Here is a 13,275-nt window from a genome sequence, read left to right as displayed (position 1 = left end):
AATTAAACGTAGCTAACATGGCAATGTGACGATCAAATGTGGCAACAATATGGCAATTAACAATTTTTCGCGATTTTACCGAAAAAGTTTTATATAGTGCACACATTAAGAAATTATAGAGATGCCAAGATTGAAGCATATAGCTATTGTTGAAGATGAAGCGGCAATTCGTGAAAATTACGCAGAAGTGTTAAGAGCACAAGGCTACCAAGTACAAACCTATGCCAATAGAACAACAGCAACTCAAGCATTTAACATAAAACTGCCACAACTTGTGATTTTAGACATTGGATTAGAACAAGAATATGACGGTGGGTTTACCTTGTGCCAATGGCTTCGAAGTATTTCTGAAACCTTGCCCATAATTTTTTTAACTGCCAGAGATAATGATGTAGATACCGTATCAGGGTTACGTATTGGCGCTGATGACTACTTAACGAAAGATATTAGTTTGCCTCATTTAACAGCAAGAATCGCTGCTATTTTCAGACGATTAGAAGTACAACATAAGCCAACTAAAGAAGATCATTTACTATTAAACGGTCAATTAACCATTGATAGCCAACGCATGACAGTAAAATGGCAAGAGAGTTATGTTGATTTAACCATCACTGAGTTTTGGATGGTACATGCGCTGGTAAAATCACCTGGTCATGTCAAAAATCGCCAACAGCTCATGCAAGATTCTAAAATATTTGTCGATGACAGTACCATCACCTCCCATATAAAGCGTATTCGCAAAAAGTTCATGCAAATTGACGCAAACTTTGACTGTATAGAAACCGTTTACGGTATGGGTTATCGCTGGAATGAACCTAAACCATCAGTGAGCAACTAATGGCAATACGTTTTGGTTTACGCAGCAAACTGTTGTTGTTATCAAGCTTTTTAGTGACAATTCCTTGGTTTGGTTATCAATATGTCTGGGAAATGGAAAAGTATTTACGCTTTGGCCAAGAACAAACCATATTAGGCACAGCTCGTGCGCTAGCAACGGCATTACACGAAAGACCGAATCTTTTTAATAACCAAGCGAGTTTTTTACCCAGCGTTGAAAAAGGTAAAGATCTTTACAGTTATCCATTATCACAACCAATAAATTTAGATGGTCAGCATTTTGATTGGCCTGATTACCTTAATAAAGCTCATTATTATGGCGCTGATAATGTGCTTAATGATCAAAGCACGGGCAATAGCCTGTCGTTAAATTACACCGCCGCAGTTGGAAAATACGATAAGTACCTTTACTTTTATTTAAGTGTTGTTGATGACACGGTTATTTTTCGCGATCAAAATGCTATTAGTGTATTACTAAATGATCGCGTTGAGCTTGCTTTTATTAGCCCCAATGGTGAATTTCAGCGTTATGTGATCAGTAATAAAAACGCAGGATGGTTAGATGCTTTTCATTTAAAAACCAATGAAAAATATCCAAGTCGTGCGCCATTCATTCAAGGTAAATGGCTTAACACTAATCAAGGTTACAATATAGAGTTACGTATTCCATTAGATAATATTAGCGACACACTAGCGTTTGCTGTTCATGATGTTGATCAACCCTTTAGTGAAACAATAACGACGATTGCAAGTGCTGATACAACCAGCGCCGAAACACTAGGAACCATCTTAGTGCCCTCTCCAGAAATAGAACGTATAGTTAAAGGCATGCGTTATACTCAGTCAAGTATATGGGTTGTTGATCAACATAATCGTGTACTTGCCCGTGCGGGTGACATAACAAATGCGGAAGGCCTTTGGCACAAAACTTCTGGGATCGCAGATCAAAATGAATGGCACAGTAAAATTAGCACGTGGCTTACTCCTCTATTTGAAACACTGTTGACACAACCCCCGAAATATTTTGTCGATCAATTATATGATGCACAAAATGTCACTGGCGAACATATCGAATCTGCGCTACTTGGTACCCCTCAAAGCCAATGGCGATTATCGGCAGATAAAAAAGCTGTTATATTAACAGCAGCTTACCCAATCTATATTAACAACCAGGTGAAAGGTGCTGTTATTGTAGAAGAGACTAACAATGGTATTAGAACTGTGCGAAATCAAGCGCTAGAAAAGCTCTTTACCAGCATTTTAGCCATTATGCTTTTTGGTATTTTAGCCTTTTTCTTTTTTGCTAGCAGAATTACAAATCGTATCAGGGCATTGAGAAATCAAGCGGAACAAGCCATTGATGAACATGGACGCATTAAAACCTTAGTGCCTGCAGCAACAACGAATGACGAAATTGGCGATCTATCACGCAGTTTCTCAACCGCAGTTAGCCGTTTAAACCAATACAACCAGTACCTTGAAAACATGTCATCTAGGCTGTCACATGAATTGCGCACCCCTATTGCAATCGTGAGAACATCGCTAGAGAACTTATCGTTGCAACCACTACCCGAAACAACTACAACTACGGTAGCCAGAGCCCAAGGCGGTTTAACACGATTAAATTTGATTTTAACCAATATGAGTGAAGCGACAAATTTAACGCAAATGCTCAAAAATACTGATTATGTCACCTTTGACATCATTAAGGTGTTGGAAGGCTGCCTTCAAGGCTACCAGCAAATTTATCACGGTTATAACATTAATTTTCATAATGCAATTGATTCGGCTTCTATCAGTGGCTCGCCTGAACATTTTGCTCAATTACTCGATAAGGTGTTTTCAAATGCGGTTGAGTTTAGTAACGATCAACAAATCACAGTCAGCACCGCAATTAAACAACAAAGGTTTTATCTTTATATCAGTAATAATGGCGAACATTTGCCACAAGCAATGACAGAGCGTTTATTTGATTCAATGGTATCTATTCGTGAAAACCGTCAGGAACTTGAGCAGGATAAGCGCCCGCACTTAGGACTTGGACTATATATTGCGAGGTTAATTTGTGAATTTCATCAGGGAACTATAAAAGCCAGTGATCATCACAACCCCGCGGGTGTTACGATAACTATTGAATTACCTATTGTTGATTAAGTGTTAAAAATTGCTTATTCAATTCCAATATATTTATGCACTTGAATGGATAAACGCCAGTTATTTTCAATACAGGTTTGAATAGCTAATTCAGTGGCCCTTTTCTTTTGGCTTATAGGCTGTAAATACACAGGTTTATTAGTGATATTATTTTTTTCTAGCAATAGTTTTAAATCATCGACATGCGCATTGGTCGCAATTGGGTGTTTAATTTCATTAGCACGTTCTAGTGCACTTTTTAACACCGGATAGCCACCTTTCATATTTATTTTAGGCGAAACAGTAACCCAACAAGCATCTGTTGTTTTTACTTCAAACGTTCCTGACGTTTCAATTTGAGTAGAATACCCTTGATCTTCTAACGTTTGACACAACGAGGTTAAATCCATCATACAAGGTTCTCCGCCGGTAATAACGATATGACGCGCTTGGTAACCTTGTTGCTTAAAAACAGCTAAAATATCTTGCTCTGTCATATTCGCCCAACTGACAGATTCTTGTGGTTTATTGACCATATTATCAATATCAACCTGATCAACGATATCAATATCCCAGGTATGTTTCGTATCACACCAAGAGCAGCCAACAGGACACCCTTGCAACCTCAAAAAAATAGAGGGTTGGCCGGTAAAACTACCTTCACCTTGGATAGTTTCAAATAATTCATTAATTTTGTACGTAACACTCATATTGCTTTGCAGATTGCCTATTTAATGGTTAAACGAATTCAAGTAAAATGCGCAAGATTTCTATTATACCCTAGTGAGACAAAATATGAGTAACAAAGTCGTGGTAATTTATTCTGGCGGCATGGATTCGTTCACCGTATTAAATAAAGCAGTACAAGATGGCAAGCAAGTATTTGCTCTTTCGTTTGATTACGGTCAACGCCACATCAAAGAATTAGATTGTGCAGCAAGTGTTTGCAAAGCACTAGGGATTACACATAAAATCATTGATATTTCTGCAATAAATCAATTATTAGCGGGGTCTTCACTAACCGATGATATCGAGATCCCAGAAGGCCACTACGAAGAAGAATCAATGAAATCAACGGTAGTGCCAAATCGTAATATGATTTTATTATCAATGGCTGTTGGCTATGCCGTTTCTGTTGGCGCTAGCCAAGTTTACTACGGTGCTCACTCTGGTGATCATGCAATCTACCCAGATTGTCGCCCTGAATTTGTGCAAAAAATGAATGATGTTTGTCAAATTGCCAATTATGAAGCGGTTGAAATATATAGCCCTTACTTAACCGTCACTAAAACAGATATTCTTACAGACGGTTTATCAATGGGTTTAGACTACAGCCAAACATGGACTTGTTATAACGGCCGGGAAAAAGCCTGTGGTAAATGTGGCGCCTGCCAAGAACGTTTAGAAGCGTTTAGCGAAAATAAAACAACGGATCCATTAGCTTACGAAATAAGTGCATAACGAGTAAAAAATCAGCGCTGAAGATTATTCAGCGCTGTTATCATTATGCTACGCTGAACAAATTGTTATGTAACTGCTCTACCGCAAGGTTCGCTTGCTGCTCATCAACAAGAAAACAAAGGTTATGTTCACTAGCTCCCTGACAGATCATTCTTACATTAACACCTGATAATGCTTCAAAAATGTCAGTGCCAACACCATTCGTTTGATGAATGTTATTGCCGACAACAGCAACTAATGATAAGCCATGTTCCACCGTTACTTCACATAATTGTTCCAACTCTTCAACAACCGTTGAATTTAATAAAGCTTGAGTTGAACCGGTAGGATTATCAAAGGTCATGGCAACACTAATTTCACTGGTAGTGATCAAATCAACACTTAACTCGTGCTTTGCTAATACCGCAAACACTTTGGCTAAAAAACCACTAGCATGTAACATGGCGGGGCTTTTCACCGTAACAAGTGTTTGTTCACGGCGTAGGGCAATAGACCGATAGGTAGGTTTTGATGCAACAGCTTGTTGTATGCGTGTCCCCCCTTTCTCTGGCTCTTTACTCGAGCCAACGAAAACCGGAATGTTTTGACGCATCGCAGGAATTAAGGTCGCTGGATGTAAAATTTTAGCGCCAAAGGTTGCCATTTCCGCAGCTTCACCAAAGCTAATTTCTTTGATAGATCTCGCTTGATCAGTGATCCGCGGATCCGTGGTAAAAATACCCTCAACGTCTGTCCAAATGGCAAGATTATCAGCTTCAAGTGCTTCTGCTAGTAAAGCAGCGCTATAATCAGAGCCACCTCTTCCAAGCGTTGTTGTATAACCCGCATCATTTTGACCAATAAATCCTTGAGTAACCAGTACATTTGACTCAAGCTTAGAAGCTAAAATAGTGGAAACATTGGCTTTCAATTTTTCAAGATTTACCACCGCTTTTCCGTACAAGTCGTTCGTTTTCATTACTTGACGAACATCAAAATATTGTCCTGGTAAACGCACTGATTGTAATACTTGCGCAAAAATTCTTGAGCTCATTTGTTCACCAAATGATAAAATTGCATCGGATATACGAGCACTATGGTTTAACGCATTTGCACTGGCATAAGCAGCAAGCTCTTCTAGCAAAACAGATATTTGTTGGTTTAGATCATCTTGTTCATCAAGATGCTGAGTAATATTATATTGAATATTGCCAATATTCTTGATGATTTCATCTTGTTCAGCAATAGGCACGTTTGGCTGAGATAATCGCACTAAAAAATTTGTGACACCTGCGCTTGCAGAGACAACAACAAGCTTATTGTCAGGATTGTTTTTTATGATATGAGCACAACGAAGCATTGCTTGATAATCAGCGACACTTGTCCCACCAAATTTGGCAACCGTTATTGGTGTCATTTTGACACCTCAACAACAAAGCAATTGCTTGAAATAAACGTTAACATGTAAAAGGTCTCCCTATCTGCCATTGAGTTGGCGATTATTATTAAGGAAGAGCATGACTGAGAAGAAATTCGTGTGAAAATACCGTGTTTCGTTTCAGCCAGAAGCCCTCCACCCCATCTGTTTTACAACAGAGGTGACAGCCCTAAGGATTCAACCTCAGTAACCGAACATTATTTTTCCACACAAAAATAAGTCCTCGGCGGTAGTCCCCCTCATTAGTTATCATTGGAATAGTGGTTCCTAAAACTAACTACCTGGCTACCGCACCTCTTCTGGAGCCTCAAAATCGAGTAAATAGTCTAATTTTGAAGCGTCGTTATTAAACGTCAAATAAACTAAAATTACAACCCATTAAGCGAAAAAAATAACGAAGTGAATTAGCATACAAATTAACCCTGTTAATTGTTATGATCCCTCTGCTTAACTAGATAAACATGCTGCATATGGGCGAAACTAAATGGATCTGTTTTTATTGAAGAAAATAATCGGCTTTTTACTTATGCCAATGAGTATTGTCGTTTTATTAATGCTGTTAGCATTATTGCTTTTTAACCGTGCTCGACGTTGGAGCTTTCGTTGTCTTTTATTATCATCGATGCTGCTTATTTTCTTATCAACACCTTGGGTAAGCGATCGATTAATGGCTCCTATTGAAGCGAATTATGAATCCTTCAAGCAGCAAAACAGAAAGGTAGACTTTATCGTTATTTTAGGCTGTGGTCATACAACCGATTTATCGTTACCTGCAACCTCCCAACTAAAAGCTTGCTCGCTGCAACGTATGGTTGAAGGTCTGAGAATATATCAGTTGCATCCTGAAGCACAATTTATCACCTCCGGTGCAGCACTTGGCGATCCTACCCCCAATGCGGTTATGGTTAAAAATGCATTAATAAGTTTAGGTGTGCCTAATAAAAAAATATTTGTGCAAAATTTTCCTAAAGACACTAAAGAAGAGTCTGAAATAATCGCCCCAAGAGTAAAAGGCAAAAATGTCGTGTTAGTGACAAACGCAGATCACATGCCCCGTAGTGTAGAATATTTTAAACAACAAGGAGTAGCTGTTATACCTGCTCCTGCTAGTCCTTGGGTGAAAGGGTTAGATCAAGAAAAAAAATGGGCGTATTTTCTTCCTCAAGTCGAAAGCTTAAAACAAAGTACCAATGCATGGTATGAAACGTTAGGTAGAATTGCTCAATTTATCACAGGATAGTCACCAGCATAGGGCGCATAAACGCCCTATGCTGTTTTCTCTTCAACTAACAACACCTACGCAGGATTATCAATATCAATAAATATTGCTTCAATAGATAGATCTTCAGTTATTTTTTTAGCTAAAGCTTTTGCACCATATCGTTCTGTTGCATGGTGCCCCGCTGCAAAATAATGAATATTCATTTCTCTGGCAACATGGGTCGTTTGCTCTGATATTTCACCACTAATGAACGCATCAATACCTTGCTCTGCGGCCAACTCAATAAAATTTTGCCCACCACCACTACACCATGCAATAGTCTGAATTTTTTTATCTTTATTCGGGGCTATATGTAAACATTTTCGATTAAGCTTTTCATTGATCATGGTTGCAAAATCTTCTCCGCAAGTAGGTTTTTTTAGTTTACCTTGTAAAGAAACACTTTGTGCGTTGCCGATTTCCAAAGGGCCAGTAATATCAATACCAAAAAGTTTTGCCAATTGTGCGTTATTACCGAGCTCTGGATGTATATCAAGCGGCAAATGATAACCAAATAAATTGATATCATTTAATAGTAATGCTTTTATTCGCTTATGCTTCATTCCTTTAATGACATAAGACTCGTTTTTCCAAAAATAACCATGATGAACGATAAGCGCATCAGCTTTTTCTTCAATTGCCCGTTCTATTAACGCTTGGTTCGCCGTTACCCCTGTGACCACTTTTTGTATATGGTTCGTGCCAGCGATTTGCAAACCATTAGGGCAATAATCTTTAATTTGCTCTGGCTTTAACAAAGCGTTTAAATACTGTTCAAATTCATTAAACTTCATATATATTCTCAATTATTTATATTCTTTTTTGTATGTCTGACTTTTGAGCCCACTGAAGATACGTTAATAGGTGCCAATTTAGGCTTTAATTTCCACTTAGGTTTAATGGGCGTTAATGGCAACACTCGCTTTTTTGCAACAATAACAAAAATAGAGCCTAAACTAGATAGATATCGTTGGGTAAATTGTCGCCATTGTCTCGCCATTAAATGTTGGCTGACATTATTTGCCAACATTGAGTGTAAACAACGTTCATCAGCAAGTATTTCGTAGCCCATGAGATCTAACCAATCTTTCACTCTCAAGGGTGAAAAAAAACGCTCGTTCCACGGTGGCTGCTGTCTTCGATATGGCACAAAGCTATTTAGCCCCGCTAAACTAAATGCGTTATAGCCGGTGATCACAAGGTAGCCATTTGGAATAAGCACGCGGTTCGCTTCACGGATCACATGATGTGGATCTAAGGTGAATTCTAATACATGGCTTAGTAAACACACATCAACGCTATGCTCTAATAAAGGTAAGTCTTCTATTTCTGCATTTATATCAGCATGAGGTTTGTGCTCTGAAATAGTGACTTGATGTTGAATAGTAGAAGCTGAGGTATTGATATGATGACTTAATGCACCAATTTTCAGTAAATGATAACCAAAAAATTTTGGCCACCAAGGGGCTAAAATAGTGTCAATTGACTCAACAATTAACTCGCCATTAGGCAGTTTTTCCCAAGAAGAAGGAGAATGTGGTTGTCTAAACGATAGAGCTGGTTTCATAACACGCCAAAATCAATCAGAAAAATTTAAGTGTTTTATTAGAGGGGCCATTTATTTTGGTTTAACCTCAGCCCATTGGGCAATGATAATTTCTAATACTAGCGGCATTAGAATTTGCTCATTATATATAAATAAACCACGTTCATTCGATTTTACTAACAATAAAAACAGCCTGTTGTATAAAATACAAAAAAGGGTCACATCCCCTAACACACCACAATGTTTTATTAAGCATCATAAATAGATACAATTAGCTCAAGATATTATCATCTAAGGTGAATTATGTCACAACTTCAACAACCCGTATCTTTGCAAGTTAACGCAATTAAAGCATTTACTGATAATTATATATGGGCACTTTTTGTACCAGGGTTTTCTAAACTAGTCTTAGTTGATCCTGGTGACGCAAAGGTATGTATTGATTTCATAGAAAAGAATAATTTGCAACTGGAAGCAATACTCATCACTCACCACCATCCTGATCATGTTGGTGGCGTTTCAGAACTTAAGCAATATTGTATAAATAAAAAATGGTCTATCGATATTTTTGGTCCAAAGCATGAAAATATTCCTTGTGTTACTACTTTTGTAAAAGATACAGATATTATCGAAATACCTTCACTTTCATTAAGGTTAACGGTGATGACTCTACCAGGCCATACACTTGAGCATGTTGCCTATTACGACAATAATAAACTTTTTTGTGGTGATACCTTGTTTTCTGCTGGTTGCGGACGATTATTTGAAGGCTCGCCCGCTCAAATGTTAGATTCTCTGCATAAATTAATCACGCTGCCCGAAAACACTGCAGTATATTGCACACACGAATATACCCTAGCGAATGTTAATTTTGCACTTACCATTGAACCAAGTAATCTTGCACTGGTAAATTATTATAATAAGGTTGTTGAATTAAGAAAAAATAATCAAATTACGCTTCCTTCGACTATCAAACAAGAACTCGCAGTAAACCCTTTTTTACGATGCAAGGAGCCGGAAGTACAACAAAGTGCTGTTGAACATAGCCAAATAAAAAATTTAGATGAACTGTCAGTATTTACCACGATTAGAGCCTGGAAAGACAACTTCTAAACAAAATCTATATTGAATAACGGTTTGAAATAAGTGACACTTACTGCAATTACGTAACAAAAAGGCTTTCATGAAGTATTTAAGTTTTCCACTTTCCGCACTCGTGATATTAACCGGTTGTCAAACGATCAGTGACAACAACACGAAACAAGCGCCGAAAAATCAAATACCTGAGCATATAGCTCAACAAATAGCGTCTCCGGTAGATGTCAGTCATGCATTATTAGCGGATGAAACAGCAGACGTTATTCATCCAGTAGAAGATGTAGACATTCCTTTAGAAGATAACATCATATTAGATGATGGAATTTGGCAAAGAATTCGTAACCAACTTGTTTTTGAAATACCCGAAAATAGACGCGTTACGGTGCAAAGAGACTGGTATGCTAAACATCAAGCCTATCTAGACCGAGTAGCAAAGCGCGCAGAGCCATTTATGCATTTTATTGTGCAAGAGATTGAAGCTGCTGGCATTCCTATGGATATCGCGTTATTACCCATTGTAGAAAGTGCATTCGATCCGTTTGCCTATTCCCATGGAAGAGCTTCTGGCATGTGGCAATTTGTCCCAGGTACTGGTACACGTTTTGGCATGAAGCAAAACTGGTGGTACGACGGCAGACGTGATGTTGTCGCATCTACAAAAGGCGCAATTAAATATTTAAAATATTTACATAAATTTTTCGATGGTAATTGGATGCATGCCTTAGCAGCTTATAACTCTGGTGAAGGCCGAGTTCAGCGCGCAATAAGAAACAACAAGAAACGCAATAAACCAACTGACTTCTGGTCGCTTGATTTACCCAGAGAGACACGTGCTTACGTGCCAAAGCTATTAGCGTTAGCTGATCTGGTTAAAAGACCTAAAGAGTTTAAACTATCCCTTTATAAAATTGCCGATAAACCCGTTATCTCTGTCGTAGATATCGGTTCTCAACTTGATTTAGCAAAAGCAGCTGAATTAGCTAATTTAACATTAAAAGAGCTTCAACATTTAAACCCCGGGTTTAATCGATGGGCAACCGATCCTAAAGGGCCACATTATTTAGTATTACCCGATAACAAAGTATCGGCTTTTAAGTTGGGTTTAAATAAATTATCAAAGAAAGAGCGATTAGCTTGGCAGCGCTATAAAATAAAGCGGGGTGATAGCCTTGGTATCATTGCAAACCGTTTCAACACAGATATTGGCGTGATCAAGCAAGTTAATAACATTCGAGGCACACAAATCCGTGAAGGCAAGCACCTTTTAATCCCAGTAGCCGCTAAATCTTTAGATAAATATATTTTATCCAGTGAACAACGACTCGCAAAAAAACAAAATTACCCTCGTGGTTCAGAGAAATTAACTCATATTGTTAAATCAGGAGACACCTTCTGGGATTTAAGCCGAGCATATGGTGTAAATTACCGTAAGCTTGCAGCATGGAATGGTATGGCGCCACGAGACTCTCTCAGAATCGGGCAAAAATTAGTTATTTGGCGTAAGTCAAAAGTGACCACAGCTGCCACACCTTCTAGTGAAGCTATTGTGAGGAATATCACATATCGGGTAAGAAAAGGCGACTCTTTTGCACGAATCGCCAACAAGTTTAATGTGACCATTAAAGAAATTGAACGGTGGAATAACTTAAGCCGTAAAAAATATTTGCAACCAGGTCAAAAGTTAAAACTTGCTATCGATATCACCAAAGCTATTTAAAAGTTAAAGCACCTTCGGGTGCTTTTATTATGTTTGTGATTTAGCTCAACAGCGATTGTAACTCTACTAAAGAACCCACGATTGCTTTTGGCTGAAACATACTTAATTGTTCTTGGCTATGCACACCATGGGTAATACCAATACTATCGATCCCTGCACGTTTAGCCATTTCCATATCAAGCATAGAATCTCCTATCATCACAGCATTCTCTGGTGGCACTCTACATTCAACTAATAATTGTTCTAACATTTGAGGATGTGGTTTCGAGTGACATTCACAACCGCACCTTACGTGGTTAAAATAGCGAGTCAAATTAGTTTCACGCATCACGCGTTGTAAGCCTTTCTTGGCTTTTCCCGTTGCAACAGCGAGCATTTTATCTTGCTGAGTTAACCCGATGAGTAATTGCTCTGCGTTGGAGAATAAAGGCGTTGGCGTTGGGTCTAATTCAATATAATGTTTTTTATAACCCGTTTTAAGTTGCTCAATCGTTGCATCGTTCGCCGTTGGAAATAATGTCACTATCGCTTCTTCTAAGCTTAAGCCAATAATGCCTTTTATCACGTTTTCATTCGGTATTATCAGTTCATTAGCTTGAGCTAAAGCGCGGATTGATGAAACTATCCGCGCGATAGAGTCCATTAGCGTGCCGTCCCAATCAAATATAATTAATTGGTACTCTTTCATGACGTTTTAGCAACAGTCAATTTTGATAGCAATGCATCAAGCGATGGTGCTAATGGCGCTTCTACTTTAATACGTTTTTCCGTTAACGGATGCGTAAATTCAATACTTGCAGCATGTAAAAATAAGCGATCTAACCCATGCGCTTTCATTTGAGCATCAAACTCAGGATGCCCATACTTAGCATCACACGCAATCGGATGCCCTTTAGTTTGACAGTGCACACGAATTTGATGCGTTCTACCTGTTACCGGAAATGCACGAACCAGTGTTGCATCTTTATAATGCTGAATCACTTTAAAACGTGTTTCAGATTCTTTACCGTTAATATTATCAACCACAACAATGCGTTCACCAGATTTTAAGTCGTTTTTCTTTAAACCTTCTGTAACACGGGTAATTTTTGCAGACCAACGGCCTTTTACTAATGCATGGTAAAACTTCTGAACTTTCTTATTACGCAGCTGTTCATGAAGATTTCTAAGAGCAGAACGCTTTTTTGCGACGACTAAGCAGCCAGATGTATCACGATCTAAACGATGCACAAGTTCGAGCATGCGAGCATCTGGACGTAACGCTCTTAATGCTTCGATTAATCCAAAGTTTACGCCACTCCCCCCATGAACAGCCATACCTGAAGGCTTATTAATCACGATTAGCCGATCATCTTCAAATAAAATTTGTTTTTCGAGGTTAGCCACAACGTTAAGTTGCGTTGAAACGGGTGCTGATTTTTCTGAAACGCGAATAGGCGCTATACGCAATACATCTTCGTCTTTCAATTTATAATCAGGTTTAGTACGTTTCTTGTTCACACGAATTTCACCTTTTCGTAAAAGGCGATAGATCATGCTCTTAGGAACCCCTTTGAGGGTTTTCAATAAAAAATTGTCGATTCTTTGTCCTGCATCTTCAACATCTACAGTAATAAATCGAACTTGAGGTTTTGTTGTATCATTCATGGCGCGCAGTTTATCATAAAATATATAAAAATCGCGTAAATAAACTGACGATTTAATTGCCTTTTTCTAATAAAAAGTGGGATAATAGAAAAGTTGCGCTATATTTTAACATGCAACATGCAAAAAACTTGCTTTTAGCGAATCGTAAGAGGCATTGA

11 protein-coding genes, 1 pseudogene and 1 riboswitch are annotated in these 13,275 nt (G+C 38.3%); of the genes and pseudogenes, 6 read left to right on the top strand and 6 right to left on the bottom strand.

The features are described from left to right. Positions 1 to 130 precede the first annotated feature (130 nt). Together pdsR and pdsS are read left to right on the top strand one after the other, a co-directional pair. Complete coding sequence (gene pdsR / locus Q4489_RS12255; RefSeq protein ID WP_303480816.1) at positions 131 to 838, top strand: proteobacterial dedicated sortase system response regulator; 708 nt, start codon at positions 131 to 133, stop codon at positions 836 to 838. Then, positions 838 to 2,991, top strand: a complete 2,154-nt coding sequence (gene pdsS, locus Q4489_RS12250; RefSeq protein ID WP_303480794.1) for a proteobacterial dedicated sortase system histidine kinase — start codon at positions 838 to 840, stop codon at positions 2,989 to 2,991. Before pdsR ends, pdsS begins: the two co-directional genes overlap by 1 nt. Positions 2,992 to 3,005: 14 nt before the next feature. Here the strand turns inward: pdsS and queE are convergent, their stop codons facing one another. Next, complete coding sequence (gene queE, locus Q4489_RS12245; RefSeq protein ID WP_303480793.1) at positions 3,006 to 3,680, bottom strand: 7-carboxy-7-deazaguanine synthase QueE; 675 nt, start codon at positions 3,678 to 3,680, stop codon at positions 3,006 to 3,008. A gap of 67 nt (positions 3,681 to 3,747) precedes the next feature. On the opposite strand from queE, the pseudogene queC reads away from it, so the two are divergent. Beyond that, positions 3,748 to 4,431, top strand: a pseudogene (gene queC, locus Q4489_RS12240) (7-cyano-7-deazaguanine synthase QueC); the annotation flags it as partial. Between the two features lie 43 nt (positions 4,432 to 4,474). Here queC and lysC read toward each other — a convergent pair. Continuing rightward, positions 4,475 to 5,827, bottom strand: coding sequence for a lysine-sensitive aspartokinase 3 (gene lysC, locus Q4489_RS12235; RefSeq protein WP_303480792.1), 1,353 nt, complete (start codon positions 5,825 to 5,827; stop codon positions 4,475 to 4,477). Positions 5,828 to 5,968: 141 nt separating this feature from the next. Beyond that, positions 5,969 to 6,155: riboswitch (Lysine riboswitch) on the bottom strand. Between the two features lie 177 nt (positions 6,156 to 6,332). Here lysC and Q4489_RS12230 point away from each other — a divergent pair. After that, a complete protein-coding gene (locus tag Q4489_RS12230; protein ID WP_303480791.1) occupies positions 6,333 to 7,088 on the top strand; it encodes an ElyC/SanA/YdcF family protein in 756 nt (251 codons plus the stop codon). 56 nt (positions 7,089 to 7,144) lie between these two features. Here Q4489_RS12230 and Q4489_RS12225 read toward each other — a convergent pair whose 3' ends face one another. Together Q4489_RS12225 and Q4489_RS12220 are read right to left on the bottom strand one after the other, a co-directional pair. Beyond that, entirely contained in the window at positions 7,145 to 7,903 is a 759-nt protein-coding gene (locus tag Q4489_RS12225) for a Nif3-like dinuclear metal center hexameric protein (protein ID WP_303480790.1), read from the bottom strand. Positions 7,904 to 7,911: 8 nt separating this feature from the next. After that, positions 7,912 to 8,676, bottom strand: a complete 765-nt coding sequence (locus Q4489_RS12220) for a class I SAM-dependent methyltransferase (RefSeq protein WP_303480789.1) — start codon at positions 8,674 to 8,676, stop codon at positions 7,912 to 7,914. A gap of 282 nt (positions 8,677 to 8,958) precedes the next feature. Here Q4489_RS12220 and gloB point away from each other — a divergent pair, with 282 nt between their 5' ends. After that, positions 8,959 to 9,768, top strand: coding sequence for a hydroxyacylglutathione hydrolase (gene gloB / locus Q4489_RS12215; RefSeq protein WP_303480788.1), 810 nt, complete (start codon positions 8,959 to 8,961; stop codon positions 9,766 to 9,768). Positions 9,769 to 9,838: 70 nt separating this feature from the next. Next, the gene (locus tag Q4489_RS12210) at positions 9,839 to 11,470 is read left to right on the top strand and encodes a LysM peptidoglycan-binding domain-containing protein (protein WP_303480787.1); all 1,632 of its coding nucleotides are present in this window, start codon (positions 9,839 to 9,841) and stop codon (positions 11,468 to 11,470) included. Positions 11,471 to 11,510: 40 nt separating this feature from the next. Here Q4489_RS12210 and Q4489_RS12205 read toward each other — a convergent pair whose 3' ends face one another. Further along, positions 11,511 to 12,158 carry an HAD family hydrolase gene (locus tag Q4489_RS12205; protein ID WP_303480785.1) on the bottom strand — a complete coding sequence of 216 codons (648 nt, stop codon included), beginning with the start codon at positions 12,156 to 12,158 and terminating at the stop codon, positions 11,511 to 11,513. Beyond that, the gene (gene rluC, locus Q4489_RS12200; protein WP_303480784.1) at positions 12,155 to 13,117 is read right to left on the bottom strand and encodes a 23S rRNA pseudouridine(955/2504/2580) synthase RluC; all 963 of its coding nucleotides are present in this window, start codon (positions 13,115 to 13,117) and stop codon (positions 12,155 to 12,157) included. The genes Q4489_RS12205 and rluC overlap by 4 nt, the downstream gene beginning before the upstream one ends. Positions 13,118 to 13,275 lie beyond the last annotated feature (158 nt).

Origin of the sequence: Thalassotalea sp. 1_MG-2023 (assembly GCF_030546745.1) — a bacterium.
GTDB lineage: Bacteria > Pseudomonadota > Gammaproteobacteria > Enterobacterales > Alteromonadaceae > Thalassotalea_C.
Note: the sequence above shows the minus strand (reverse complement) of the source record. Positions and strands in the feature narration are given on the sequence as shown.

Coding starts and splice junctions, on each gene's coding strand:
- Q4489_RS12210 (WP_303480787.1), top strand. CDS start 9,839: ATGAAGTATTTAAGTTTTCCACTTTCCGCACTCGTGATATTAACCGGT.
- Q4489_RS12205 (WP_303480785.1), bottom strand. CDS start 12,158: ATGAAAGAGTACCAATTAATTATATTTGATTGGGACGGCACGCTAATG.
- rluC (WP_303480784.1), bottom strand. CDS start 13,117: ATGAATGATACAACAAAACCTCAAGTTCGATTTATTACTGTAGATGTT.
- Q4489_RS12220 (WP_303480789.1), bottom strand. CDS start 8,676: ATGAAACCAGCTCTATCGTTTAGACAACCACATTCTCCTTCTTCTTGG.
- lysC (WP_303480792.1), bottom strand. CDS start 5,827: ATGACACCAATAACGGTTGCCAAATTTGGTGGGACAAGTGTCGCTGAT.
- pdsS (WP_303480794.1), top strand. CDS start 838: ATGGCAATACGTTTTGGTTTACGCAGCAAACTGTTGTTGTTATCAAGC.
- gloB (WP_303480788.1), top strand. CDS start 8,959: ATGTCACAACTTCAACAACCCGTATCTTTGCAAGTTAACGCAATTAAA.
- queE (WP_303480793.1), bottom strand. CDS start 3,680: ATGAGTGTTACGTACAAAATTAATGAATTATTTGAAACTATCCAAGGT.
- Q4489_RS12225 (WP_303480790.1), bottom strand. CDS start 7,903: ATGAAGTTTAATGAATTTGAACAGTATTTAAACGCTTTGTTAAAGCCA.
- Q4489_RS12230 (WP_303480791.1), top strand. CDS start 6,333: ATGGATCTGTTTTTATTGAAGAAAATAATCGGCTTTTTACTTATGCCA.